At 72.0% G+C, this 24,558-nt stretch carries 22 protein-coding genes; 9 read left to right on the top strand and 13 right to left on the bottom strand.

Annotated features, from left to right (window positions below; all coding sequences use genetic code 11):
- Window positions 1-21 precede the first annotated feature (21 nt).
- Entirely contained in the window at window positions 22-2,517 is a 2,496-nt protein-coding gene (locus tag BMW85_RS38480; protein ID WP_143082550.1) for a glucosidase family protein, read from the top strand.
- A 103-nt stretch (window positions 2,518-2,620) separates the two neighbouring features.
- Here the strand turns inward: BMW85_RS38480 and BMW85_RS38475 are convergent, their stop codons facing one another.
- Together BMW85_RS38475 and BMW85_RS38470 are read right to left on the bottom strand one after the other, a co-directional pair.
- Window positions 2,621-3,256, bottom strand: coding sequence for a transcriptional regulator (locus tag BMW85_RS38475; protein ID WP_091091766.1), 636 nt, complete (start codon window positions 3,254-3,256; stop codon window positions 2,621-2,623).
- Window positions 3,253-3,645, bottom strand: coding sequence for a DNA-binding protein (locus BMW85_RS38470; protein WP_177241099.1), 393 nt, complete (start codon window positions 3,643-3,645; stop codon window positions 3,253-3,255). Before BMW85_RS38470 ends, BMW85_RS38475 begins: the two co-directional genes overlap by 4 nt.
- Window positions 3,646-3,704: 59 nt before the next feature.
- Between BMW85_RS38470 and BMW85_RS38465 the strand changes: the two genes are divergently transcribed.
- Both BMW85_RS38465 and BMW85_RS38460 read left to right on the top strand, forming a co-directional pair.
- Complete coding sequence (locus BMW85_RS38465; RefSeq protein ID WP_091091760.1) at window positions 3,705-4,958, top strand: PEP/pyruvate-binding domain-containing protein; 1,254 nt, start codon at window positions 3,705-3,707, stop codon at window positions 4,956-4,958.
- Window positions 4,955-5,554, top strand: a complete 600-nt coding sequence (locus tag BMW85_RS38460; protein WP_091091757.1) for a histidine phosphatase family protein — start codon at window positions 4,955-4,957, stop codon at window positions 5,552-5,554. Before BMW85_RS38465 ends, BMW85_RS38460 begins: the two co-directional genes overlap by 4 nt.
- A gap of 25 nt (window positions 5,555-5,579) precedes the next feature.
- Here the strand turns inward: BMW85_RS38460 and BMW85_RS38455 are convergent, their stop codons facing one another.
- Window positions 5,580-6,914: a serine/threonine-protein kinase gene (locus BMW85_RS38455; protein WP_091091755.1), complete on the bottom strand. Its 1,335-nt coding sequence runs from the start codon at window positions 6,912-6,914 to the stop codon at window positions 5,580-5,582.
- 108 nt (window positions 6,915-7,022) lie between these two features.
- On the opposite strand from BMW85_RS38455, the gene BMW85_RS38450 reads away from it, so the two are divergent.
- On the top strand, window positions 7,023-8,180 hold the full coding sequence (locus tag BMW85_RS38450; RefSeq protein WP_143082549.1) for an adenylyl-sulfate kinase: 1,158 nt from the start codon (window positions 7,023-7,025) through the stop codon (window positions 8,178-8,180).
- A 10-nt stretch (window positions 8,181-8,190) separates the two neighbouring features.
- Here BMW85_RS38450 and BMW85_RS38445 read toward each other — a convergent pair whose 3' ends face one another.
- From BMW85_RS38445 to BMW85_RS38430, 4 genes are all read right to left on the bottom strand, one after another.
- On the bottom strand, window positions 8,191-11,916 hold the full coding sequence (locus BMW85_RS38445) for a CHAT domain-containing protein (protein ID WP_143082548.1): 3,726 nt from the start codon (window positions 11,914-11,916) through the stop codon (window positions 8,191-8,193).
- 139 nt (window positions 11,917-12,055) lie between these two features.
- Entirely contained in the window at window positions 12,056-13,303 is a 1,248-nt protein-coding gene (locus BMW85_RS38440) for an MFS transporter (RefSeq protein WP_091091747.1), read from the bottom strand.
- Window positions 13,296-13,895 carry a helix-turn-helix domain-containing protein gene (locus BMW85_RS38435; RefSeq protein WP_091091745.1) on the bottom strand — a complete coding sequence of 200 codons (600 nt, stop codon included), beginning with the start codon at window positions 13,893-13,895 and terminating at the stop codon, window positions 13,296-13,298. The genes BMW85_RS38440 and BMW85_RS38435 overlap by 8 nt, the downstream gene beginning before the upstream one ends.
- Window positions 13,896-13,919: 24 nt before the next feature.
- The gene (locus BMW85_RS38430; RefSeq protein ID WP_245775308.1) at window positions 13,920-14,825 is read right to left on the bottom strand and encodes a LysR family transcriptional regulator; all 906 of its coding nucleotides are present in this window, start codon (window positions 14,823-14,825) and stop codon (window positions 13,920-13,922) included.
- Window positions 14,826-14,968: 143 nt separating this feature from the next.
- On the opposite strand from BMW85_RS38430, the gene BMW85_RS38425 reads away from it, so the two are divergent.
- Window positions 14,969-15,310, top strand: a complete 342-nt coding sequence (locus tag BMW85_RS38425) for a hypothetical protein (protein ID WP_218156118.1) — start codon at window positions 14,969-14,971, stop codon at window positions 15,308-15,310.
- Window positions 15,303-16,910, top strand: coding sequence for a multicopper oxidase family protein (locus tag BMW85_RS38420; RefSeq protein ID WP_091091740.1), 1,608 nt, complete (start codon window positions 15,303-15,305; stop codon window positions 16,908-16,910). The genes BMW85_RS38425 and BMW85_RS38420 overlap by 8 nt, the downstream gene beginning before the upstream one ends.
- A gap of 44 nt (window positions 16,911-16,954) precedes the next feature.
- Here BMW85_RS38420 and BMW85_RS38415 read toward each other — a convergent pair whose 3' ends face one another.
- Window positions 16,955-17,389, bottom strand: coding sequence for a MarR family winged helix-turn-helix transcriptional regulator (locus BMW85_RS38415; protein WP_091091739.1), 435 nt, complete (start codon window positions 17,387-17,389; stop codon window positions 16,955-16,957).
- A 109-nt stretch (window positions 17,390-17,498) separates the two neighbouring features.
- Between BMW85_RS38415 and BMW85_RS38410 the strand changes: the two genes are divergently transcribed.
- Window positions 17,499-18,374 carry an MBL fold metallo-hydrolase gene (locus BMW85_RS38410; RefSeq protein WP_091091737.1) on the top strand — a complete coding sequence of 292 codons (876 nt, stop codon included), beginning with the start codon at window positions 17,499-17,501 and terminating at the stop codon, window positions 18,372-18,374.
- An 18-nt stretch (window positions 18,375-18,392) separates the two neighbouring features.
- Window positions 18,393-19,589, top strand: coding sequence for an MFS transporter (locus BMW85_RS38405; RefSeq protein WP_091091734.1), 1,197 nt, complete (start codon window positions 18,393-18,395; stop codon window positions 19,587-19,589).
- Between the two features lie 12 nt (window positions 19,590-19,601).
- On the opposite strand, the gene BMW85_RS38400 is transcribed toward BMW85_RS38405, so the two are convergent.
- The 3 genes from BMW85_RS38400 to BMW85_RS50005 are packed head-to-tail and all read right to left on the bottom strand — an operon-like array spanning window position 19,602 to window position 21,648.
- Window positions 19,602-20,498, bottom strand: coding sequence for a CU044_5270 family protein (locus BMW85_RS38400; RefSeq protein WP_091091731.1), 897 nt, complete (start codon window positions 20,496-20,498; stop codon window positions 19,602-19,604).
- Window positions 20,485-21,129 carry an RNA polymerase sigma factor gene (locus BMW85_RS38395; RefSeq protein WP_245775307.1) on the bottom strand — a complete coding sequence of 215 codons (645 nt, stop codon included), beginning with the start codon at window positions 21,127-21,129 and terminating at the stop codon, window positions 20,485-20,487. The genes BMW85_RS38400 and BMW85_RS38395 overlap by 14 nt, the downstream gene beginning before the upstream one ends.
- Window positions 21,130-21,183: 54 nt before the next feature.
- Window positions 21,184-21,648, bottom strand: a complete 465-nt coding sequence (locus tag BMW85_RS50005) for a hypothetical protein (protein WP_177241098.1) — start codon at window positions 21,646-21,648, stop codon at window positions 21,184-21,186.
- Between the two features lie 198 nt (window positions 21,649-21,846).
- On the opposite strand from BMW85_RS50005, the gene BMW85_RS38390 reads away from it, so the two are divergent.
- Window positions 21,847-23,001 carry a DUF8189 domain-containing protein gene (locus BMW85_RS38390; protein ID WP_091091729.1) on the top strand — a complete coding sequence of 385 codons (1,155 nt, stop codon included), beginning with the start codon at window positions 21,847-21,849 and terminating at the stop codon, window positions 22,999-23,001.
- A 61-nt stretch (window positions 23,002-23,062) separates the two neighbouring features.
- Here the strand turns inward: BMW85_RS38390 and BMW85_RS38385 are convergent, their stop codons facing one another.
- Both BMW85_RS38385 and BMW85_RS38380 read right to left on the bottom strand, forming a co-directional pair.
- Entirely contained in the window at window positions 23,063-23,893 is an 831-nt protein-coding gene (locus tag BMW85_RS38385; RefSeq protein WP_091091727.1) for an MBL fold metallo-hydrolase, read from the bottom strand.
- Window positions 23,887-24,483, bottom strand: a complete 597-nt coding sequence (locus tag BMW85_RS38380) for a dihydrofolate reductase family protein (RefSeq protein ID WP_091091725.1) — start codon at window positions 24,481-24,483, stop codon at window positions 23,887-23,889. Before BMW85_RS38380 ends, BMW85_RS38385 begins: the two co-directional genes overlap by 7 nt.
- Window positions 24,484-24,558 lie beyond the last annotated feature (75 nt).

Genomic DNA, 24,558 nt, shown 5'->3' with positions numbered 1-24,558 from the left:
AGCACATCGAGGAGGACCTGGATGCATCCACGCGCATCACGCCGCACGGCGCGGGCCGCAGGAGCGGCGGTGGTGGCGGCCCTGCTGCTCGCCCCCGCGACGCCGGCGCTGGCCGCCGAACCGCCGCCCCCGCTGGCCGACCGGCAGACCTGGCCGACGCTCAGCCAGGAGTACGTGGACGGCGTGCGGCAGGCGCTGGCCGCCCGCACCGACCTGTGGGGCGAGCACCTCATCGCCAAGCCGGAGGGCCCCACGTACGACAACGTCAAGGACTACCTGGTGCCGATCGCGACCGGCGGCGTCGCCACCGGCGAGACCGGCAACGGCGCCAACGGCGTCAGCGACACCGGCTACCACTACCTGCCGCTCACCCTCCCCCAGGGCGACACCGCCGAGACCCAGTCGCCGGCCGAGCCGAGCGGCAACCACTACGCGTTGCACACCGCCGACGGCAGCGGCATCACCGCCGACTGGCACACCCCGTGCGACGCCGCCCCCTGGACGGGCGACTACTCCGAGGCTTACAAGGCCCGCTGCGGCGACTTCCGCCGGACGCGGTTCTTCGTCGGCGGCGAGCGGTTCGGCTCCGACCTCGGCCGGCTGACCCCGGCCACCCTCCAGGACGGCTACCTGCCGATCCTGCGCGTCGGCTACCGCGACGCGGCCGGCGTCACGTACACGCAGGAGTCGTTCGCCGCCCGCGCCCCCGAGACGCCGTCGCTGGTCAGCTACGTGAAGATCACCGCGACCGGCACGAAGACCGCCCGCTCCGCCACGCTCCGCGTCCACCTCGAAGACCCGAAGAACCCCGCCCTGACGCTGAACGGCCGCAAGGTCGCCGCGGGGAACGCCGTGCACCTGCTCACCGACGGCTCCCCCACCCTGTCCGGCGCCGACCTCACCTACGAGCTCGACCTGGCGCGCGGCCCCCGCACGGTCACCCTCGCCGTCCTCAACAACCCCGCCGAGGTGCGCGGCAACGGCGCCTCCGTGCTGGCACCCGGCTCCTACGCCAAGGCGCGCGACAGCGTCGCCGCCTACTGGAAGCGCAAACTCGCCCAGGGCGCCCGGATCTCCGTCCCCGAGGAGTACGCCACCCGCGCGCTGCGCAACCTGCTCATCCAGAACCTCACGATGGGCTGGCGCTACAGCATCGGCAACTTCTACGAGCAGCAGTACGTGCCGGAGATGGTGGACACCGTCTCCGCGCTCGGCGAGTTCGGGTTCGGCGACGACTACCGCGCGAACCTGCAGACCCTGCTCACCATGACGAAGGAGGGCGGACCCGCCTATCCCGTCATGTACCGCAACTGGGAACAGGGCTCCAAACTGCTCGCCGCCGCCCGCTACTACCGGCTCACCGGCGACCGCGCGTTCGTCGAGCGCAACCTCGACGCCCTGCGCGGCTACCTGGACGACTACGTCCGCCAGACGGCCGCCGACCCCAACGGCATCCTGGAGAAGCAGCGCTGCTGCGAGGACAACTGGAACGAGGGCTACTGGACGCACGCCCAGCTCGTGTCCTGGTGGGGCTGGCGCGACCTGCTCCAGGTCTTCCGCTCGCTCGGCCGCGACGACCTCGCCGCCGCGTATGGGCCGGCGTACGACAGGTTCACCGGCAAGCTGCGCGAGGTGATCGACCGGTCCAAGGTGGAGCTGCCCGACGGGAGCCTGTTCGTGCCGCGCGAGCTGCTGTCGGGCGTGCAGCCGTACGACACCATCACCGAGACCCGCGACTCCAGCTACTGGAACCTGCTCGCCCACTACGGCTTCGCCTCCGGCTTCTTCACCGGCGAGGAGAGCGCCAAGCTGCTGAAGTACGTGCACACCCACGGCGGCACGTTCCTCGGTATGGTCAGGTTCAACTACACCGGGCAGGCCATCGGCGACTGCAACCCGGGCGGGCTGGCCGGCTACGAGGGCACCGGCGTCGACCAGGTGTACGGCTACCAGTACAACCGTTTCCTGGCGATCAACGACCAGCCCGACCGGCAGGTGCTGGCCTTCTACGGGCAGCTCGCGCACGGCTTCTCCCGCGACACGTTCACCGTCGGGGAGGGCGCCAACATCGACCCCTGCCCCGGCACGTTCTACCGGGGCACGTGGCTGTCGCCGCTCAGCGCCAACAACGCCGCGTACCTGAAGAACCTGCGCGAGATGCTCGTCCACGAGGAGGGCGACGAGACCGGCAGCCCGACCGGCCTCGACCTGGCCTTCGCCACGCCGCGCGGCTGGCTGGCCGACGGCGAGCGCGTCGCCGTCGCCGGGCTGCCCACCGCGTTCGGCGAGGTCGGCTACACGCTCACCTCGCGGCTGGCGCGCGGCGAGGTGACCGGCGAGGTCAGCCTGCCCAGCGGGCTCGGCGACGCCGCCGTGAAGCTCCGGCTGCGCGTGCCCGCCGGGCACCGGCTCGTCGGGGCGAGCGCCGCGGGCCGGCCGCTGCCGGTCAGCGGCGACACCGTCGAGCTGACGGGCCTGCGCGGCAAGGTCACCGTCAAGGCGACGTTCTCCGGATGACCAGGCTGCCGGTCGCGGCGTAACCGGCGATGGCGCGCGCCGCGACCGGCGGACGGCGGGCGGGCCCCGGACTGGGCCCGGCGGCCCGCCCGCCACCGATCCGTCAGGGGTGCGCGTTCCGGTCCAGGCCGAGCGTGGCGATGAGGTCCTCGTGGAGCTGGAACCAGACGCGATGACAGGAGTCGACGTCGGTCCGGTCCACCCAGGCGTGCTCCCCCGCCCGGGCGCGCGCCAGGGCGGCGGCAAACCGGGTGTCGTACCCGCGCAACCGGGCCAGCACGCTCCCGAGCCGGTCGGCCAGCGGCGTGAGCGCGCGCGAGACGCAGGCCAGCTCGTGGAGCACCCCGGCGTCCCAGTCGGCGTCGCGGTGGTCGTTGACGGCGAGCCGGTCGCCGTCGGCGGGCCGGAGCTGCCAGTCGGTGCAGGCCTGCAGCAGGAGGGCGTTCAGCGGGAGGAACGCGCGGTAGACGTCCCGGACCTCGCCGGCGCCGCCGACGTGGGCGAGCTCGGCCGCGAGCAGGCGCTCGTTCTCGGCCCGGCCCGGCTCGGTCAGCGACCAGCCGCCGGTGCCGGCGAAGGCGGAGTGCCCGGCCCAGCCTCGCGCCTCGAAGCCGCGCAACAGCTCCCCGGTCCGGGTTTCGTCGAGCCCGTACCGCTGCGCGACCGCCGAAGTGTCGGCGAAGCCCAGGATGCGCACCGCGTGCAGGACCAGCAGGCCGGGCGCGGAGTCGCGGGTCACGCGCCGGCCTCGCGCGCGGTCAGGCGGGTGAAGTGCTGCTGGCACGCCTGCGGGGAGTTGAACCCCATCGCCTCCGCCATCTGCGCCCAGGTCAGCCCGCTGCTACGGGCGATGAACAGCAGGGCGGACTCGAGCCCGTCGACTTCGGCGCGAGCGGCCGGCAGCAGGGCCAGCGCGCTCAGGACGTCCTCCGGGCCCAGGTCGGCGTTGCGCCAGACGGCGAACTGGACGAGGTCCACCGCCGACAGCGGGGCCGGCGCGGGGAGCCACGGACGGGCGTCGAGCGCGTCCGCGCCCAGGCGCAGCAGACGCCGGCGCGCGTCGTGCTCGCGGCCGGCCTGGGCGCGGTCCGCGCGGCCGGTGGGAGTGATGTCCTGCTTGCGTGACATGCCACTCATGATCCAGAATCAACGAAATGTTGTCAACGTTTCGTTGAAAGGGCGGGTGGATGATCGTACCCCTCAGGTCGGCCGTCGCCGACACGTGCGGGGGCAAGGCCGGTGCGCTCGGCGCGCTGCTCCGCGCGGGACTGCCGGTGCCCGGCGGCTTCGTCGTGCCGTTCGCCGCCTACCGCGCCGCCGTACGCGACCTGGACCCCGGGCCGGACCGGCGGCGGGCGATCGAGGCCCTTCCCGTCCACGCCACCCTGATCGACGCGCTCGGGCACGCGCTCGGCGAGCTCGGCGATCCGCCCGTCGCGGTGAGATCGTCCGCCGCGCACGAGGACACCGGCCAGGCGTCGGCGGCCGGTCAGCACGACAGCTTTCTCGGCGTACGCGGAGCCGGCGCGGTCGCCGACGCCGTACGCGCCTGCTGGGCCTCGCTGTTCACCTCGCGCGCCCTCGACTACCACCGGGGCGCCGCCGGCGACCGTGCCATGGCCGTCCTCGTGCAACGCCACCTGGACGCCGAGGTGTCCGGGGTCCTGTTCACCCCCGCCGACCCGCACGACCCGATCCGCATCGAGGCGTCCTGGGGGCTCGGCCCCAGCGTCGTCGGCGGCACGGTCACCCCTGACGCCTACCGCGTCGCCGCGGACGGGACGGTCACCCGCAGGCTCGCGCACAAACGCACCCGCCTCGACCGGCGGGGCGACCGGCTCGTCACGTCCGACGTCCCCGCTGCCACCCGCGACCAGCCGGCGCTCGACGACGCCACCGCCGTCGTGCTCGCTGAGCTGGGCAAACGGATCGCCGACGTACGCGGCGGACCGCAGGACGTCGAATGGGCCATCGCCGACGGACGCCCCTGGATCCTGCAGGCGCGACCGGTCACCGCCACACCCCCGGCATGGCCCGCACCCGCCACACCCCCGGCATGGCCCGCGCCCGCCGCGCCCGGGCTGACCGGAACGCCCGGCAGCCGCGGGGTCGTGACCGGCACCGCGAGGATCATCCGCGGTCCCCGCGACTTCACCCGCGCGCGGCCCGGCGACATCATCGTCTGCCCCTTCACCGACCCCGCCTGGACGCCGCTGCTGCGCATCGCGGCCGGCGTCGTCACCGAGACCGGAGGCGTGCTCTCCCACGCCGCCATCGTCGCCCGCGAGCACGGCATCCCCGCCGTCCTCGGCGTCCCGGACGCGACACGCAGACTGCACGACGACAGCACCATCACCATCGACGGCACCAACGGCACCGTCACGGACCGGAAGGAGACGGGAAGCGGGCCCATCCAGGCGCCGCGCCCCACCCGCCCATGACCACACGACACCTCTACCTGGCCCGTCACGGAGCCGCCGACGCGTTCGGCGACCTCACCGACCTCGGCCGCCGGCAGGCGGAGCTGCTGGGCGAACGGCTCGCCGGCCTGCCGGTCGACGCCGTGTGGCACTCCCCGCTGCCGCGCGCCGCGGCCAGCGCGCGCGAGCTGGCCCGCCATCTGCCGGACGCGCCCGTCGCCGAGGCCGCCGAACTCATCGACCACGTGCCCTACGTCCCCCGGCCGGCCGAGACACCGCCGTCCTGGGCCGGCTTCTTCGACGGCTACGACGACGCCGAGGCCGCCTCGGGCCACAAGCTCGCCGAGGCCCTGCTCGCCCGGTTCGCGCAGGCCCCCACGGCCCCGCGCGACACCCACGAGGTCCTGGTGACGCACGCCTACCAGATCGCGTGGCTGGTGCGGCACGCCCTGGACGCCCCGCCGTCGCGGTGGCTCGGCCTCAACAGCGCCAACGCCGCGCTGACGGTCATCGACTACCGCCCCGGCCTGCCGCCGACGCTGGTGATGTTCAACGACATGAGCCACCTTCCCGCGCACCTGCGCTGGACCGGGTTCCCTAACGGCACGAGGCCATGAGGCGCGGGGCCGGGGACTCAGGCGATCATGACCGGGTCCGGCCTCTGATCGTCTCGCGCCGCAGGAGGAGTTGCGAGGCCAAGGCCGAGCCGACAGCGACGAGGACGACGCTGCTGACGAAGGCCAGCGACACCGTCGCGGACTCGCGCTGGGACAGCCCCAGCGCGTCCCGGAAGATCTCGCGGGCACCGTGGAAGGCGAAAGCGGCCGCGCCACAGCCGTAGACGAGCCCGGCGGCGCCGACGGCCGCCGTGACGATCCTGCCGGCGTTCACCGGCAGGAACCGCGCGAGACCGGCGCACATCAAGCCGGCCAGAACGACATCGACAACGGCGATCACGATGGCGCGCCGGTCCTCCTCGAATCTCCCCCACGTTCCACCCGCGTCGGGAAGCCCGGCGACGCCGCACGCCGTGAGGACCACCAACGCCGTCATGACCCCCGTCAGCGCGGCGGCGACGACCGGCCGCCGCTTCGCCGGCCAGGCCGGCATGATCTTGGTGTCGCGCCGCACGCGGGCGGTGGTCGCGGGCTGCTCGCCTGCGATCCCCGCTGCCATGGCCAGCGCTTCGCCGGCCGTCGGCCTGCGGTCCGGGTCCTTGTCCAGCAGCCGGGTGATGAGCGGCGTGAGCGGCCCGGCTCGTCGCGGCGCGGGCGCCTCCTCCAGGAGCACCGCGGCCAACGTCGCCTCCTGGGTGTCGCGACGGAACGGCGAGACCCCCTCGACGGCCTGGTAAAGCGTCACGCCGACGGAGAACAGATCCCCGGCGGGAAGGCCGTCACCGCCGCGCAACCGCTCGGGCGCCATGTACTCCGCCGAGCCGATGAACATCCCGGTGGCGGTCAGCGCGGTGTCGGTGTGGTGGACCGCCGTACCGAAGTCGGTGAGCAGGACCTTCCCGTTCGCGGCGAGCATGACGTTGGCCGGTTTGACGTCGCGGTGCACGACGCCCTCCCGGTGCGCCGCGCCGATCGCCGTCAGCAGTGCCGCGGCGACCGCGGCGACCCTGTCCACCGGGAGAGGCCCGTGCTCCTTGACGTGCTCGCCCAGCGAGCAGCCATCGACCAGCTCCATGACGATCCAGGGAAGGCCGCCGTCGATGACGACGTCGTGGACCGCGACGATGCCGTCGTGCTTGCGTAACCGGGCGGCGTTGCGGGCCTCGCGCGTGGCGCGTGCCAGCCGCTCGGCGCGTTCGGTCTCCGGCATCCCGGGCGGCAGCCGCAGTTCCTTGATCGCGACGTCCACGTCGAGGGTCTCGTCCCGAGCCCGCCAGACCCGCCCGAAACCACCGGACCCCAGGACGGCGGCAAGCCGGTAGCGCCTGCCGACCACGTCGCCGGCGAGTTTCGAAGTCATGCGCCGTCTCCTGCCATCGCCGTTTGGCACGAACAGTTGATCAGGGTACAAGCGAGCAGGGCGAAATCCACTCGCTCGCTCCGCCCGGAGCCCACTAGTGTCGCGCGGATGAGCGACCCTCGTCTGCCTCTGCTGTGGTTGTCAGGCCCCATGGCCGCCGGGAAGTCCTCGGTCGGTTGGGAGGTGTTCACGCAGCTGAGCCGTAGCGGAGTCAAGGTGGCGTTCGTCGACACCGACCAGATCAGCCTGTGCCACCCCTTGCCGCAGGACGTGACCCATGGCCTCCGGGCGCGGAACCTGGCCGCGATGTGGGCGAACTTCCGGCAGGAGGGCATGCGGTGTCTCGTCCTCGCGGGCTTCGTCGGCACCTCCGAGGAGGTTCGTGAGTACACGACCCTTCTTCCCGAGGCCGCGTTCACGTTGTGCCGGCTGCGCGTCGGCAGCGCCGAGCTCAAGGAACGTTTCCTGGGGCGAGGCTGGCGTCCGGAACTCGTGGAGGAGGCGGTCGCCGAGGCGGACGCCCTGGACCGGAGCGACTACGCCGACGTGTGCGTGGACACCGGCGGCCTCGCGGTGCCCGAGGCGGCCCGGCTGGTCCGTGAGCGGGCCGGTGGATGGCCGGGCGCCCTCACCGCCCCGGCGCTCCCCCGAGACCTGCCGCGCCGCCCGCCGGCACCTCAAGCGGATGCCGCGCCGCCCGTACCCGTGCTGTGGCTGCGCGGTGCGACGGCGGTCGGCAAGTCCACGGTCGGCTACGAGATCTTCTCGCAGGTCCACCGGACCGGCGTGCGGGCCGCCTACGTCGACATGAAGCAGATCGGTGCCTTGGATCCCGCGGACAGCCGTCGGCTCAAGGCGCGCAACCTCGCGGCCGTCTGGGCCGGATATCGCGCGGTGGGCGCGCAGTGCCTGGTCGTCTCCGGGGAAGCCGACTCCGACGACGCACTCCAGGACCATGCCGAGTCGCTGCCGGGAACGGCCGTGACCGTCTGCCGCCTGCATGCCGGTCCAGCGACGCTGGCCGAGCGCGTCGCGCTCCGCGGCCGGGGAGGCGGGCCGGCCATACCCGGTGACGGGCTGAGAGGGCTGGGCCCGGAAGCCCTGAAACGGGCCGCCGAGCGCGCGGCACGCGAGGCCGAGGCGCTCGACCGCGCGGGGGCAGGTGATCTGCGCATCGACACCGATGGCCGGTCGGTGCGGGAGGTGGCCGCGGACGTACGGGCGCGCGGCGGCAACTGGCCGAATCTCCCTCAAGGGGCCCGGTAGGTCAAAGTTCTCAAGCTCCCATGTGGAGGTAGGGCCCCCACAGCTTGCAGTTGTTCGGGAAGCGGTCCCGCAGCTCGCGGGTCACGCGATGGAGCGCGTACGCGGCTCTGCCGAGATCGAGCCGTCCGTCCTCCAGCATCAGCGCCGAGTAGAAGCTCCTGGCCACCTCCACGGAGATGCGGTCGCCGATGGGCCACAGCGTGCCCACCACGTGAGGGAATCCGGCGAGCTGGAACGCGGCGGCCAGATGGATCGACTCGTCCATGAGCGGGGTGAGGCTGAAGGCGGTGAGGCAGGCGGACAGGTAGGCCAGCTGCCCGTCCCCCAGCCGTTGGTCGATCAGCCTCGCCACCGTCAGCGGGTCGTTGACGTGGTCGGAGAGCAGGAGCCTGCTCTCCGCGGGATCGGCGGGGTCGCTGACGCCGTGACAGGCCAGATGGACGAGGGGGAAACGGCCAAGATGCCGTAGTGCCCACGCGGTGGTGGCCGAGCCGTCCTCGCTGACGAGGGAGCCTTCCAGCAGGGAGCCGACCGACTGCGCCTCCTCCTCGCTGAAGGGCAGCGGCGGGGCTTGCGGGGTGATCGGCATGCCGACCACCAGGGACGCGAGGGTGTCCGGTGTCCTTCTGCGCTGGCGGGCGTAGCGCAGGGCCCGAATCGTCGGAGTGTAGGAGGACACCACCCGGTCCATGACGGTGCGGCCTTTTCGTTCCGCGTGATGGCCGGCCGCGTGGATGGGGAGCAGGTTGAGCAGTCCTCCCGGCGCCCACCAGGCCCGAGGCCAGGGCTGATCGTCCTGCGGCGTGTCATTGAACCCGAGTTCGCGGAGGACGGGCTCCATGCAGGTGTCCCAGAGCCACTCCAGGACGCCGTTCAGCTGTTCGCGGGCCTGCCGGCGCTGGTCGAGCGTCTCGAACCCGCTCATGCGCGCGGCACTGTGGAACTCGCCCACCTTGGCCACCAGGGTCTGCTGGTCGAGACCGTGCAGGCGCAGCTCGGTGAGGCCCGACGGGCGCACGATCAGCGCGTCGCAGCGCGTGCGGTGCGTGTTGAAGACCACCACCGGTCCGTCCGCGGCCTCGCCGGTCAGTTGGTCCAGGTCCGGCAGGAGGAGGAAACGTTCAAAGCCCTTGAGCCGGTGGACGCGGTCGAGACACGCCTCGAACTCCGCGGCCCGCCGGTGCCGGTCCTCCCCGGTCGCCCCGTCGAGAAGCAGGCGCAGGCTCTCGAACTGCGCGGCGATCTCGGGGTGCCGCTCCCGCAGGTCGGTCAGGTCCGTACGGGTGTCGATCAGCTGACTGTGCAGTACGGCACGACCCTGTTCGAGCAGCTGGAGCGCCCGGAACGCGTCGTGGCCCTGGTCCAGCGCGAGCGCGGCGACTGTGGACGCCAGCCCTGCCGAGCTGACGAGCGCTTCTTGCTGTTCGCCGCGTGACAGCCGGCGACTGGGCAGTTTCGGCAGAAGTTCCACGGCCAGTGCGAGCAGCTCGAACGCGCGGCCGGGATCCTTGTCGAGGAGAGCCCCGCCTCCGTTGACGGCGGCTCTGAGCCTGTGGCTGACACTGGCGGCCTCGGTGCGGGCGGCTTCGGTGAACGCCCTGACGGCGGCGTCCAGATCGTCCGGAGATTCGGTGGCGAGATGCCGATCGAGGAGATGTACGCCCAGGTCTCCCAGCCAGACCCCACGAAGCGGCTGGTCGGGGCTTGAGTGCTCCACCCCGAGCCGGCCCGTCGCGATGGCCTCGCTCAGGTCGGCGAGCGTGCCCGACACTCTCCACCGGACGTGCAGGACGAACGCGAGGTTGAACAGGTGCGCCGCGTAGTAGAGGCCGTCGACGGCGGTCAGCCGGACCGACTGCCGCAGCGCGTCCACCGCCTCGTCGGCATCGGCGGACGACCCGGCGAGCTGAGCTCGCTCGGCGAGGGCCAGTCCCAGGTTGCTGAGGAACGTCGCCTTCTGCTCCTGACCGGATGCGCCGGCCAGGACCGCCTGACGGCTTACGGCGATCGCCTCGTCGAGATCGGCCTGCGTCTTCTCCTCCGAATGACGTTGACGCAGCATTTGGCCGAGGGAGGACAGAACGCTCGCCCTGACGCCCGCGTCCTGGATCGTTCCGGACAGTGTGTGTCTGGCCACGTCGATGGACGCGTTGAGGTCACTCTTCGAGCCCAGCCGCTCGAATCTCGCCTGGAGCGCTTGACCGAGCGACCACTGTCTCTCGAAGTAGTGCGGGTGATCAGGCGACATCCCGGCGACGGCGTCGCGGTGGGCCTGGACCGCCTCGTCCAGGTCCGCGAGTGTCCCACGTGTGTCGAAGCGGCTGACCAGCATGATGCCGAGCTGTGAGCGCATGACGGCCTGGATGTCCTCGTCGGGTGCGGCATCGACCGCCCGCCGGGTCAGGTCGATCGCCTCGTCGAGGACCTCCGGCGATCCGTCGGCACGGAATCGCAACCACAGGCACAGAGCCAGCTGGTAAACCAGTTTCGCGTGCGACGACCCGCCTGCCGCGAACTGCCGCAGAACCGACTCCGCGGCTTCGATGTCGCCGGGCGCACGGGTGCGGGCGGCCTTCTCGATGAGACCGTCCGACACGACGACCATGATCGTCTCGCGTGACCGCTCGTCCTTGACGACGGGCAGGAGCTGGAGTCCTGCCCGGGCGGCTGCGTCCCCAGGCCGGAGCCGCGAGAGCGCGAGCACGAAACGTGCCGCTGTCTGGTCGTAGAGGGGTCTCCCTGGGGCTGTGCGGGACAGCGTGTCTGTCGCCACGCTGAAGACCTCTTCGAGATCGCCACGCGCCAGGAGGGCGTCGATGAGGTTGTGGGCGAGCGTGGAGTGAGCGGGGTGGTCCGGTCGCGTCAGCCGCAGCGCCTGGCGGGAAACGCTCACCGCCTCGTCCAGCACCTCGGGCGGGCCGCCGTGCTTGTGGCTGAGCACGAGGGCCGTTCCGAGGTGCGTGAGCAGGTTGTACAGCGCGGGATGGTCGGCGTCCGCCTCACGCAGCGCGGCCCGGCTGACGGCGACGGCCTCCGGCAGCACGGACAGGTCCGACTGATGGTTGACGCGGAGCTGCAGAACCATGCCGAGGTTGGACAGCACAGTCGGCAGGGCATGCCTGTCGGCGTGCGGGCGGGCCGCTGCTTCGCGTGCGACGGTGAGGGCTTCGCCGATGTTGGCGACGCTGGGGGATCTTTCGGCTCGCTCCCTGAGCGCGATCGCGAAGTTGGAGAGCAGAGGTGACCTGATCGCATCGTTGCCGGGCAAGGACGCGACCGCCGCGCGAAAGTGGGTGATGGATTCTTCGAGAGGCTCCGTCGCCGCGGTGAGTTCGTACTGGAAATGGAGCGATGTGCCGAGTTGCACCGCTCGCAGAGGCCACTGCGGATGTTCCGGCGGGGTGGCGGTCAGCACTCTCCGCCATCCATCGACGACGACTTCGACCAGCGTCAGGTCTCCGGACGACGCCGCCTGAGCCAGCAGCCCGTTGCCGATCCCCGCGGCGATGTCCGCGATATCAGGCAGTAAGTCTTCGGGAAACTCCGCCGCATCCACAAAGAACAGACATCGCCCGAGAATATGGACAGCATCCCTGAGGTCGTTCTCGTCCTGTGAAGCGTGATGTCGATGCCACTGATGCCACCCGACGGCCATGCTGACCTCGAGGTCCACGACGCCGGGCTCCACCGTCCGCCAGAGTGCCTCCGCCAGCCGGTCCCTCTCGGGATCGAGCATCGGACCGCCGGTGGTGGACAACTCGTGCAGGCGCTCGCGAAGAGCGGCCAGAAGCCGGTCACGCATGTTCCCTCCCGGTCGGGAGAGCTCATCTTAGGTAATTCTTCGCTTCCACGATCCCCTTTCCGGGGGCGAACATTCAGGCGGTTTCAGCTCGCGAACCGCCCCGTGATGTCACCACGACGAGCAGGCCCGCCGTGATCAGTCCGGCGGCGTGCAGGCAGAGCGTCGGGACGATGCCGAACCGTTCGCCGAGCACGCCCGCCGACACCATCCCGAGCAGCGACGTGGCGGCCTGGGCGCTGACGAGGAGCCCGAAGACCGCGCCCAGCCGGTCCTCGCCGGTGGCCGTCTGGGCGAAGGTGGTCAGGCCCGCCATCGCCGCCGCGGCCGGCAGCCCGGCCAGGGCGATCAGCGCCATGGCCGGCCACAGCTCAGGGGTCAGGAGCGGGTAGGTGAACAGCGCCAGGTCGGCCAGGCCGAAGATGACCGTTCCCCATCCGAACAGCGCTCGCGGCGTGGCGAACCCCGGGCGGGCGGCGACCGCCAGACCGCCGGCGATCCCGCCGACCGCCTGCGCGGACAGGAACAGCCCGTACGCGTCTCCTTCTCCGCCGAGCACGTCCGCCACGAACGGCGCCGCGAGCGTCGCGAAGATGCCCTCGCCCAGCCCTGTGATCACCATGTACGTCACCAGCAGGCGCACGCCGCGGTCATGCCCGGCCAGCCGCAGCCCGGCGACCCACTGCCCGCCCATGGTCGTCCCGGCTGTGGCACGCCGGGCGGGCGTCCGCAGGCGGGCCAGCAGGAGCGCGGAGATCAGGAACCCGGCCATGCCGATCCAGACGACGGCGGCCAGTCCGCCCGTGCCGACCGCGACCCCGCCGGCCAGCGCTCCCAGCAGCCTGGCGGCCTGGCCGCTCTGCCCGTGCAGCGCGTTGGCCCTGACGAGCTGCGAGGGGGCCACGATCTGCGGGACGAGGGCCTTCTGTGCGGGGGACAGGACTGTGCTGAGCACGCCCGTCCACAGCGCGACGGCGTAGACGATCCACACCTGGCCCGGTTCGCGTACCGCCAGGAGAGGGAGCAGCCCCAGGCCGAGCAGCACGTCCGTGATCACCAGCAGCTTGCGGCGGTCCCAGCGGTCGGCGAGCACGCCGGCCAGCGAGCCGAGCAGGACGTCCGGCAGCCGGCCCGCGAGCAGCATGGTGGCGCTGGACAGGGTGGACCCGGTGAGGACGTAGACGTGGTAGGTCAGGCCGGTGCCGATGACCCAGTCACCGGTCTGCGAGATCAGCCCGGCCGTGAGCAGCCGCCGGTAGTCGCGGTTCTTCCCTAACAGGCCCCGGATCCCGCCCGCTAAGGTGCCGCCCCTGGCGTCAGTCACCGGTGCAGGTGGCCGGGAGCGGGACCAGGAGGGTGGTCAGCACGACGGGCCGGGCCCCCTCCGGCCGCTCGGACGGGTCGGCGATCCGCGCCATCAGCGGCTCCAGGAGCCGGTTGAACGCGGCGTCGAACGAGGCCAGCTCGTCGGGCGTGACGTAGAGGTAGGAGCTGCCGATCCCGCCGGCGTTGCGCCACTCGTCCGGCTCGTCCGTACGGCGCTCCTGCCACTCGGCCAGCCGGGACAGCGCCCGTTCGGCGATGACCTGTTCCAGCAGGCCGCGGGCGGCCGAGGCCTCGGGGCTCGATTCGGGGTCGGACCACTCCTGGGTCAGCGACGTCGCCTTCCATGGCCGTTCCCGTTCGTCGCGCGCCTCGGCCTGCTCCACGAAGCCGTACTTGGCGAGTTGCCGCAGGTGGTAGGAGGCCAGGGCCTGGCTGATGCCGACCTCGCGGGCGGCGTCCGCGGCGGTCGTGGCGCCGGCCCGCATCAGCAGCTCGTGCAGGGCCAGGCGGACGGGGTGGGCGAAGGCCCGCATGGCGGCCGGGTCGTCGAGCACCCGTCGTGGCCGCTTCCTCCAAGATTCCAAAGACATGCTTGGATTCTGGATCGAGCACCATCAGATGTCAAGGAAACCTTTGGAAACGCCGGTGGTCCAGGGCCAGTCGGTGATCGTGGTGCGCATCAGGCGGGCGGCAGCGGACAGGTGGCTGTCGGCGCCCCAGTACAGAGCGACGGTACGACGGCAGTCGGGGCTGTCGATGGAGATCCAGGCGGCGGTGGTCCGCGTGGCGCTGCGGAGGGCGAAGGCGGGCACGAGACCTATGCCGAGTCCCGCGCTGATGAGCTCCGCGATCGCGGCGGGCTCGTCGCTCTCGCAGACGATCCGCGGCACGAGGTCTCTCGCGGCGAAGAGCCGATCGAGGAGCCGGCGTTGCCAGTGCCCCTTGCGGGCGGTGATGAAGGGCTGGTCGGCGAGCTCGTCGATGCTCACGGAGGCACGGCCCGCCAGTGGATGGTCGAGTGGCGTGGCCAACCCCACTGCGTCGTCGAACAGCTTCACCGACTCCAGGCCCTCGGCATGGATCGGCTGGGAGGCGATGCACAGGTCGACCTCCTGCGCCCGCAGGTGGCGGGCCATGTCCTCGGCCGGTGACCAGTGGAGCTCGATCTCGATCGAGGGGTGGGCTCGCTTGTAAGCCGCCAGTGGTCCGGTGAGGGTGAGGAAGGTCTCCGACGCCAGCCTCACGGTGCCCAGGCCATCGCTGGTGGCCTCGGCTACGGCCCGTCGTCCGGCCTCGAGTTCGCCGAGGGAACGTTCGACGTGATCGCGAAAAAGCTTGCCCGCGTCGTTCAGCCGGAGCCGGCCGCTCCGGTCGAACAGCGGTGTGCCCAGTTCGCTCTCCAGCCGGGCGATGGTACGGCTCAGCGACGGCTGGGCGATGTGAAGCTCGTCGGCTGCCCGGCTGAGGTGCTCCAGCCGCGCCACCACCAGGAACTGCCTGAGCGAGTTCAGCTCCATCATGCCTCCCTGAGCATAACCTCATAGCAATATTGATCTTAGCCAAGATAGCTCATCCGTCATAAGGTCGCCGGTGTTCGCATTGGGGGATCACCGTGAGGATTCGTATGGTCGGGTGGGCTTTCCGGGCTCTTGTCAGCGCGCACGTGGCGGCCATCACCGGCCAGCCGGTGTTGGCCGGGGTGTATCTGAGCGGCGACTTCGACGGCCTTCGCTGGCACGCGGTCGGCGCCGACGTGGTCACCTCCATCGGCTACCTGCAGCTTTTCGCCGGGATCGCGGTGTGGGTACGGCTGCGCCGAGCCTGGCCGTTCGCGACGACGACGGCGGTGGTGGCGGCCGAGACGGTGCAGTACTTCGCGGGCTTGGAAGGCGCGCTGTGGCTGCACGTCCCGCTGGGCGTGATGACCGTCGCCGCGCTCGTCGTGCAGTTCATCGATGTCTGGCGGCGGCCTCTGCCGCGGCGTAAGGGGGCCGAGAATGCCTGAGGGCCGTGGCGTGACCAGGCGGCGGATGCTGGGCATCGGCGGGGCGCTCGGGCTGACGGCGGCGAGTGGGCTGTCGGCCTCGGCCGCGCTGGCCCGCCGGCCGCCGATCACGGGCGCCGAGCTGCGCAGCGCCGTGACACTGCCGCCGCCCTTCCAGACACCGCTGCCGATCCCCGCCGTGCTGAAGCCGGTCAGCACCTCAGGCGGAGGCGACCACTACCGGATCACCCAGCGCGAGGCGAGAGCGGAACTGCTGCCCGGCGTCACGACGCCGCTGTGGACGTACGAGGGCTCCTTCCCCGGGCCGACGATCGAGTCGCGCCGTGGCCGTGCGGTCACCGTGACGCACCGCAACGAGCTGCCCGTGCCGACCGTGGTGCACCTGCACGGCGGACGGACCCCGGCGGCCTCCGACGGCTACCCGACCGACCTCGTCCTGCCCGCAGGCTGGCCCGACGCCCCCAGCCGGCCCGGACACGGCTCCGGGCACGGCGCGCCACACGTCATGCACGATCCGCGGGCCGTGGTGACCAGGTTGACGCGGGACTACACCTTCCCGCTGGACCAGCGGGCGACGCTGCTGTGGTACCACGACCACCGCATGGACTTCACGGCCCCCGCCATCTGGCGGGGCCTGGCCGGGCTGCACATCGTCCGTGACGACGCCGAGGCCGCACTCGGCCTGCCCGCCGGGCCGCGCGAACTGCCTCTCATGATCGCCGACCGGGCGTTCGCCGCCGACGGCAGCCTCGCCTACCCCTCCCTCGACCCCACCCTGCGGGAGCGGCCGGGCGTGCACGAACCCTACCTGGGCGGGGTCCTCGGTGACGTGATCCTGGTCAACGGCGCCCCCTGGCCCGTGCATGAGGCCGACGCGGCCCGCTACCGGCTGCGCATCCTCAACGCCTCCAACGCCCGGCACTACGAGCTCGAAGCGGTCACCGACGACGGACGCCGGCTCGATCTCGTCCAGATCGGCGCCGACCAGGGGCTTCTCGCCACGCCGGTCACCCACCGGCTGCTGCCGATCGCGCCCGCCGAACGCTACGACGTGATCATCGACTTCTCCGATGTCCCGATCGGCAGCCGCGTCAGACTCCTCAACCGGCTCGGCTCGGGCCGTACCAGGGAAGTGATGGCCTTCCGCGTCGCACGCCGCGCCGCCGACGACAGCACCATCCCCCGCACGCTCGCCACCGATCTGCCGGCCTGGCGGCGGACGGACGCCGTCCGCGTGCGCGACTTCTCCTTCCGCGCCGGGCGACTGCACGGCGGCCACGGCTGGCTGATCGGCGGGCTCCCGTTCGACCCCGCCCGCTCCGACGTCACCACCCGCCTCGGCGACGTCGAGGTGTGGCGGCTGATCGCCGACGTCCACCATCCCATCCATCTGCACCTGGTCGGCTTCCAGGTGCTCTCGCGCAGCGGCCGCCCCCCGCTGCCGCACGACGCCGGCCTCAAGGACACCATCTCCCTACGGCCCGGCGAGGCGGCCGAAATCATCACCCGCTTCGACGGCTACCGCGGCCGCTACCTCTTCCACTGCCACAACGCCGAACACGAGGACATGGCCATGATGGCCAACCTCGAAATCATCTAGGGGCATCGCTGACGGGAGCCGGCTCCATCGGGTGCTCAGTCGGCTCAAGAACGGATGATGGCCTGTTCGAGCAGGTCCTGAAGGGTGCGCTGCTGCTCGGCGGTGAGGCCGGCCAGCGGTGAGTCCTGGACGAGGAGTTCGAGGAGCCGTTCGCGGAGGGCGTCGCCCTCCGGGGTGAGGACGAGTTGCTTGGCGCGACGGTCGGTGGGGTGCGCGCGGCGCTCGATCAAGCCCTGTTTCTCGAGTTTGTCGACGATGAAGGTGGCGTTGGAGGGCTCGCAGCTCATGCGTTCGGCGAGCTCCCGCATGGTCATAGGTCCGGTGAGCTCCCGCAGCGCGGTCGCCTGGGCCGAGGTGAGGCCCAGGGTGACCGCACGTTCGCGGACGTGAACGGCGATCTGCTGGGCCAGTCCGTTCACCAGGCCGCACAGCTCGCGCTCGGCGACGGCCTGCGGTTCCGAGGACGGGGACGTGCTCATGCGCCCATCCTAGCAAGTACATCAAGCGAGAATATTTCTAGCTTGACCATTTCAAGCTTGAATCTTACGGTGGGTCGACGACCCGAACCACGAAGAAGGGAAGGCGACCATGGTTCACCAGGACGAGCGGCTGCGGCGGCCGGCGCGGATCCGCTCGGTACGGCTGGGCGAGACGAAGGTGTCCTTCGTCCCGGACGGGGCCATCCAGGGCAGACCCCGCAGCTGGCTGCCGGACACCACCGACGAGATCTGGGCCGCCCACCCGCAGTACCTGGACGACTCCGGCCACCTCGTGGCGAGCATCGGCGGTCTCCTGGTGGAGAACGGCGACCGCGCCCTGCTGATCGACGCGGGGTGGGGCCCGGTGTCGCTGCCCGCCGAGCCGGGCAGCCCGAACGGCGCCGTTCACGGTGGCGCGCTGCTGGACGGCCTGGCCGCGCTCGGCCGCAGGCCGGAGGAGATCGAGGCGGTGGCCTTCACCCACCTGCACATCGATCACCTCGGCTGGGCCTGGCATCCCGCCCCGGGCGGCGACCAGCCGGTGTTCACCCGGGCCGAGTATCTGGTGGCCGAACCGGAATGGGCCGGACGCGACCTGTCCGCGCAGGGCGTCACCGAGGAGGAGGCCACCGCGCTGACGCCGCGCGTGCGTACGGTGACGGACGAGCAGGAGATCTTCCCCGGCGTGCGGGTCCAGGTCACCGGCGGCCACACGGCCGGGCACACGCAGTACGTCATCACCGGCGGCGGAACCCGCCTGATCGCCTTCGGCGACGCCCTCCATTCACCGATCCAGGTCGACCACCCCGAATGGTCCTGCCTCTACGACCACGACCCCGCCCGGTCCGCCGAGCATCGCCGGCGGCTCGTCGCCGAGCTCGAAGAGCCCGGCACGATCGGCTTCGGCATCCACTTCGCCGACGCGGTCTTCGGGCAGGTCCGCCAGGACGGCGCCGGCCCCGCCTGGCGTCCCCTGGACGTCTGACCGGCCCCGAGATCATCCATGATCACGACCATCACTCGCGGCCTGCCCACCCGCTCGCCCGTACGGTACTGGCCGGGAATCGTCGCGACCGCGCTGACCGCGACCGTGGCAGGCATGCCCGGCTTCACCGTCGGGGCGCTGGCCCCGACGATGGGAGCGGACCTGCACCTCTCCCGCAGCGCCGTCGGGCTGGCGATGAGCCTGTTCTACGCCGCCACCGCCTTCGGCTCGCCCGTCGCCAAACGGTTGGCGGCGCGGTTGCCGGTCCCCACGGTCCTCGCCGTCGCGGCGCTGGTCGCGTCGGCCGTCATGCTGGTGGCGTCGCGGGCGACCGGGCCGGGGCTGCTGACGGCGGCACTGCTGGTGGGCGGGTTGAGCAACGCGCTCGTCCAGCCGGTGGCGAGCCGGCTGATCGCGGCGCGCGTCCCGGAACACCGGCGTTCGCTGGCCGCGGGCATGATCGGCGCGGCGCTGGGGGCGGCCGCCCTCGTTCCCGGCCTGCTCGTCGCCTTGGTCCTCCCGGCGTACGGCTGGCGGACCGCCCTGCTCGTCGCGGGTGTCGCCGCGCTCGTCCCGGCCGCGCTCGCCCCACTGGCCCGGGCGCCCGGCGGCCCGCTGCCCGTCAGGCCGAAGGAGGCCAGGGGCGAGCGACGGACGGTCGGGCGGGTCCTGGTGCTCTGGGCGCTGGCCGCCGCGCTCTCCGCGACCGGCAACAACGCGGTGGCCACGTACTTCGTCGAACTGGGCACCCACACCGGCCTGGGCACCACCGTCACGGGCAACCTGCTGTCGCTCAGCGCCCTGTTCGCCATCGCCGTACGGATCATCGCCGGGGCGCTCACCGACCGGGCTCCTCGGCGCAATGCGGCGGTGATCGTCGCGATGATGCTCACCGGCGGGCTCGGGCTGGCACTGATCGCGATCGGGACGGCGACGACGTTCGTCCTCGGTGCGATCCTGGCCTTCTCCGCGGGCTGGGGCTGGACCGGGCTCCTGCTCGCCACCACGCTGCGCCTGGTGCCCGGCCGGACCGAGGACGCCGGGCACACCGTGCAGATCGGCGTGTACGCGGGCGCCACCGTCGCGCCGTTCGCCTTCGGCGCCCTCTCCAGCGCCCTCGGATTCCCGGCCACCGCCCTGCTCGCCGCCGTGGCCGCCGTCGCCGCGGCGGCGGCGATGACCGCCGGGGCGCTGCTGCTGCGGCGAGCGGGATAACGGGCGCGGACCCTACCGGGGAAGCTCGTCCGTCCACCCTGTGGTCAGCTTGATGAACAACCCGCGGTTCGTACCCATCGACCCTCCCGTGGCGGTGGGGAGCCAACTGGTACGGATCACCTGGGACGTCTCAGGATCGACGACCAGCCTCCTCTCATGCTTCCCGCTTTGGATCAGCAGCTCCTCGCCGCCGCCGACCGCGCCCATCCGCTGCACGCCCGGCAGCTCGGCGAGCGCACGGAACGCCGCCGATCGCACCTCCGCTGGCGCGGGGAGCTCCGCGATCAGCGAGGTCAGCGGCAGGACGGCGACGTCGAGCTCGTCGGCGGGATCGCCCTTCTGCATCGAGGTGACCTTCTGCCTCAGCGCCTCGGGGTCGGTCGGCAACGCCTCGAGATCCTCCATGGAGACCTCGGCGCCGCTGTCGGCGGGTCCGAGCCAGAACGTGCCCGAGGGCTCCTTCACCACGCCGGGCCCGTTGCCCGGCTCCCCTCTGCTCCACCGCTGCCCGTCGCGCGTGGTCCAGCTCTCCCCCCAGACGTGCCGGCCGTCCTCGCTCTCCCGTTTTATGTACCAGTAGGTTCCGGAGCCCTGCGGCGTGCGCTCGGCGCTGGCCGCGGCCACGAGCAGGATGTTCCTGGCGGAGGTCAGGGGCAGGACGTCACCAGCGGAGGCCGGTGGCTTGACGGGCGTGGCGGCCTGACCGGTGACGATCACGACGGCTGTGGCCGCGACCGCGGCCGCGGCGGCAAGGCCCGTGATCCGCATGGTCAGCGGTCGCCGGGAGCGCCGAGGAGCCGGCTTACGGGCCATCACGGCCAGCAGGTGCCCCCGCGCACCGGTCAGGGTGTCCGGGTCGGTCTCCGCCACCTCCGAGCGCAGTCGCCTGATCAGCTCAAGGTCGTTCATGGTCTTCTTCTCTCGTCTCCACGGGATTGGCGCCGCCCAGGGCGTGCGCGACCTTGCGGCGGGCGCGTGACAGGCGCGAGCGGACCGTGCCGATGGGCACCCGCAACGCCTGGGCCGTCTCCTCGTACGTGAGATCGCCCCAGGCGATCAGCAGCAGCACGTCCCGCTCACCGCGGCCGAGTCTCGCCAGCGCGGCGGCCAGGCGCTGCCGGGTGGCCGATGCGGACACCCGGGCGGCCACGCGCTCGTCGAACGCCGCGACCACGGGGTCCTCACCCGTACGGGCCATGGCCCGGTAGCCGCGCACCTCGGCCCGGCGGTGCAGGCCGATGACGTTCGTGATGATGCCGTACAGCCAGGGCAACGCCTCCGCGCGGCCGAACTCGTACCGGTGGCGCGTCTCGAAGGCCCTGGTGAACGCCTCGGCCACCACGTCCTCGGCGTGGTCGGGCCCGAGGCGCCGCACGGCGTAGCGGTGCAGGGCGGTGGCGTGCCGGTCGAAGAGCGCCGCGAAGCACTCCGGCGTGCGCAGCGATTCTCTGATGATGGCGGAGTCGTCCTGGCGATCCGCCAACCCGGCCTGGCCGCGTACCGATGGCCGGTGGTCGTCGGGAGGCGGAGGATCCGTCACGACAAGCTCCCGTTCTGAGGTGGTTGTCACGACCGTCTTTATCCGTTGGGCGTTTCAGAGTTCCCGCTGAGGATGATCAAAGCAGCGGTCGCGGCGATGTGATGAGCACTTCGAGGAAAAGGCCCGTCGCCGCCTGCAGCCTCGGGACCGCCCGGCGGCCGCCCCGCCTGCTCGCACCCCCGCCGGAGCCGGCCTGTGTCCTGTCACCGGCCGAGAGGCCGGCCGGGACGACGGCGGTGGCGGCGGACCCGGTGACGGCGGGGACGGTGGCCGGCCCGGAGGTCCACCGCCCGACCCGGTGGGCAGGGACAGCATCCAGGCGAGGGTCGTCCCGTAGACGGCCAGCGACACCGCGAGCTTGAGCAGCTTGAGCCAGACGGGGTTGCCGAACGGCATCCGGCCGTCGAGCGCGAGCCCGGCCGCCGAGACGACCAGCAGGAGCAGCATCGAGGCGACCATCAGCATGAGCGGCCGATGCCACTGGGCCGCCCGGCGCAACGCGGCGAGAACGAGGGACACGGGACCTCCCCGGGAACGACCACAGCTACGGTCCAGGCTCCACGCCGCCGTGCGTCTCCGCATTGCCGCACACCCCCTTGTCGGCAGTGAGGCCCGCCCTACCTGTAGGAGCGCTTGCGCGATCTTTCTCGCGCCGCCGGTGATCCACCCGCGTCCGCCGGACGAATCAAGGTCACCTCTCCAACGGAAGGGACTTCGATGGTCCAGCCACACTGGTTACGCAAGACCCTGACCGCGGGCCTGATCCTGGCCGTGGCCGCGGGCGTCCTGACGCCCGGACCCGCCGGCGCCGCCGCGACGGCCGCGCCGCCGCCGTACGCCGCCGACCTGCCCGACCTCGGCACTCCCGCCGTCGCCTACGACCGCACCGCACAGCCCGCCGCGACCGGCGTCGCCGCCCGCGGCGCCGACGGCTCGCTGCTCTACAGCGCCCGCTCCGGCTCCTCCTTCGGGCCCTTCCAGTCGCTCGGCGGGGTGATCGTCGGCGACCCGTCGGTGGTGGTGAACGCCGTGGGCACCCACTTCTTCGTACGGGGCACCGACGACCAGGTGTACACCAACACGATCACCCCCTCCGGCGCCGTCACCGGCTACGCGCACGTGCCCGGCCTGACCGTCACCGGCGACGTCGAGGCGCTCGTCCCCAACCTCGCGCCGGCGGGCAGCCTGCGGATCTTCGCCCGCGGCACCGACGGCGCCGTCTGGACCAACCAGCTCACCGGCGGCGCCTGGAGCGGCTGGAGCAGCCTCGGCGGCTTCGCCACCAGCGACATCACCGCGACCCGCACCTTCGCCTTCCCGAACGACACCGTCCGGGTGTTCGTCCGCGGCGCCGACCGCCGCGTCTACGTGAGCAGGGTGGCCGCGAGCGGCGTCACCCCCTTCGAGCCGCTCGGCGACCTCCAGGTCACCAGCAACATCGCCGTGGCCGAGGACGGCATCTTCGGCGGCGGCTTCATCGCCGCCCGCGGTGCGGACAACGCCGTCTGGACGCTCAACCTGTTCACCCTGCCCTACACCTGGAAGTCCCTCGGCGGCAGCGCCACCAGCGACCTCGCCCTGAGCTACCAGGCGAACGTCACCGCCCTCTACGTCAGGGGCACCGACAACGCCCTGTACGTCAACAAGACGACCGCTCCTGACGCGGCCTACCGCGGCTTCGAGCGCATCGACGGGACCGTCACCGGCAACCCGGCGGCGTTCGGCACCGGCCCCAGCGTCCCGGGCACCGGCTTCCTGCTGGCCCGCCTCGGCAGCGGCGCCCTGGGCCTGAACCTGGAGCCCAATCCCTCCGTCCTGCCGCCGCACAAGTTCGGCGGCTACAGCCCGATCCCGGGCCCGGCCGTCGGCTGAACCACGGGTCGCCCGCGCCTCTCGCGCGAGACGCGGGCGACCCTCCCGGCCGACGCGAACGTCAGCGGGGCGCCCCGTCGCGCTCGCCTCTCCGGGCGAGGCCCTGCGCCTGCCCGTCGTGCACATCGCTCACCCACTCCCAGCCCGGCTTGGCCGTCGGCCCGATCCGCGGGTCGCTGACCGGCAGGTCGTCACGCAGGGCCTGCACGTACGCCCGATCGAGGTCGATCTGCGCGCGCAGCCGTTCAGCGTCGCCGGCGGACCCGTGACCCGGGACGAAGACCTCGACGTCGCCCGCCACGCCGTCGAACAGCTCCAGCGCCGCGAGGTAGTCCCCGATCGGGTCCGCGGCGTCCAGGTCGAGCATCGGGACCAGGACGTCGGAGAGCATGTCGCCGGCGACGAGAACCCCGCTCTCCTCGACGAGCAGCGCCGCATGGCCGTGGGCGTGGGCCTGGTGCTCGATGATCCGGACCTCGGGACCGTCCCAGGGGACCCGCGTGGCTCCGGCGGGCAGACCCGTGATCAGCCCGAACAGCTCCAGCGGCGTCTCGTCGGCGATCTCCGGCGGCAGCGCCTCGGCGAGGCGGGCCTTCCAGTCCGCGTCCGAGCGCAGCTCGCGCAGGTCGGCCGCGCAGCGGGCGGTGCCGTAACGGGGCGCCTCGCCGAGCTCGGCGTGCCAGAGCGCGTGATCCCAGTCGGGATGCGTCGCGAAGCCCGCCACGACGGGCCGGCCCAGCCGGCGAAGGCCGTCCGCGAGGTCGGCCAGCTCGGCGCCCGTGATCCCGGGGTCGATGAGCAGCACGCCGCTCGGGCCCTGCACGACGACGGTGTTGTTCTGGAGCAACGCGCTCTGGTGGACCAGCACGCCCTCCGCGACCTGCTTCAGCACGTGCCCGTCTCCTTCGTGTCCTGGATGGCGTAACGACGCATCGTGACGTCGCGTTCGAACGATCGGTGCTCGATGAGGTCGAGCTCGATCGGGAGGTCGTAGTCGTCGAACAGCGGCCGGCCGAAGCCGAGGATCGACGGGTGGGTCCAGAGCAGCAGCTCGTCGAGCAGCCCCGCCCGGAGGAGTTGGGTGGCGAGCGTCGCGCCGCCCACGCTGATGTCGCCGTCGGTCCCGGCCCGCAGGGCGGCGAGCCGCTCGATCGCGTCGTCGCCGCCGATGATCCGGGTGTTGTGGGCGGCGCCGCGGCGGGTGCGGGAGACGAGGATCTTGGGCTTGGCGGTCCAGATCTCGCCGTACTCGCGCATGTAGTCCGGCAGCGACGCGTCCTCGGGCGCCCGTGGCCAGTATTCCTCCATCGTCTCGTAGTAGACCCGGCCATGGACCATGAGCGCGAGTGCCCGCGTCCGCGCGTTGGCCTCGCGGTGCAGCTCCTCGCCGAGGCGCAGCCACTCGCCGGCGCCGTTGTCCCCGGGGACCTGCTCGATCCGCAGGTCGAGGGACACGTTCATCGAATAGACGAAGCGGCCCATCACTCCCCTTCTTCCCAAGTGGTTGTACTTTGCAAGTACTATAGGTGGAGTGAAATGCCTGTCAAGGAGGGAATC

The organism is Nonomuraea wenchangensis (assembly GCF_900111685.1).
In the GTDB taxonomy this organism is placed as follows: domain Bacteria; phylum Actinomycetota; class Actinomycetes; order Streptosporangiales; family Streptosporangiaceae; genus Nonomuraea; species Nonomuraea wenchangensis.
Note: the sequence above shows the minus strand (reverse complement) of the source record. Positions and strands in the feature narration are given on the sequence as shown.

Excerpts from the sequence above, each read along its gene's own strand:
- BMW85_RS38480 (WP_143082550.1), top strand. The coding sequence starts at position 22 with ATGCATCCACGCGCATCACGCCGCACGGCGCGGGCCGCAGGAGCGGCG.
- BMW85_RS38470 (WP_177241099.1), bottom strand. The coding sequence starts at position 3,645 with ATGTCACGCAAGCAGGACATCACTCCCACCGGCCGCGCGGACCGCGCC.
- BMW85_RS38465 (WP_091091760.1), top strand. The coding sequence starts at position 3,705 with ATGATCGTACCCCTCAGGTCGGCCGTCGCCGACACGTGCGGGGGCAAG.
- BMW85_RS38460 (WP_091091757.1), top strand. The coding sequence starts at position 4,955 with ATGACCACACGACACCTCTACCTGGCCCGTCACGGAGCCGCCGACGCG.
- BMW85_RS38455 (WP_091091755.1), bottom strand. The coding sequence starts at position 6,914 with ATGACTTCGAAACTCGCCGGCGACGTGGTCGGCAGGCGCTACCGGCTT.
- BMW85_RS38450 (WP_143082549.1), top strand. The coding sequence starts at position 7,023 with ATGAGCGACCCTCGTCTGCCTCTGCTGTGGTTGTCAGGCCCCATGGCC.
- BMW85_RS38445 (WP_143082548.1), bottom strand. The coding sequence starts at position 11,916 with ATGCTCGATCCCGAGAGGGACCGGCTGGCGGAGGCACTCTGGCGGACG.
- BMW85_RS38435 (WP_091091745.1), bottom strand. The coding sequence starts at position 13,895 with ATGTCTTTGGAATCTTGGAGGAAGCGGCCACGACGGGTGCTCGACGAC.
- BMW85_RS38430 (WP_245775308.1), bottom strand. The coding sequence starts at position 14,825 with ATGATGGAGCTGAACTCGCTCAGGCAGTTCCTGGTGGTGGCGCGGCTG.
- BMW85_RS38420 (WP_091091740.1), top strand. The coding sequence starts at position 15,303 with ATGCCTGAGGGCCGTGGCGTGACCAGGCGGCGGATGCTGGGCATCGGC.
- BMW85_RS38415 (WP_091091739.1), bottom strand. The coding sequence starts at position 17,389 with ATGAGCACGTCCCCGTCCTCGGAACCGCAGGCCGTCGCCGAGCGCGAG.
- BMW85_RS38410 (WP_091091737.1), top strand. The coding sequence starts at position 17,499 with ATGGTTCACCAGGACGAGCGGCTGCGGCGGCCGGCGCGGATCCGCTCG.
- BMW85_RS38405 (WP_091091734.1), top strand. The coding sequence starts at position 18,393 with ATGATCACGACCATCACTCGCGGCCTGCCCACCCGCTCGCCCGTACGG.
- BMW85_RS38400 (WP_091091731.1), bottom strand. The coding sequence starts at position 20,498 with ATGAACGACCTTGAGCTGATCAGGCGACTGCGCTCGGAGGTGGCGGAG.
- BMW85_RS38390 (WP_091091729.1), top strand. The coding sequence starts at position 21,847 with ATGGTCCAGCCACACTGGTTACGCAAGACCCTGACCGCGGGCCTGATC.
- BMW85_RS38380 (WP_091091725.1), bottom strand. The coding sequence starts at position 24,483 with ATGGGCCGCTTCGTCTATTCGATGAACGTGTCCCTCGACCTGCGGATC.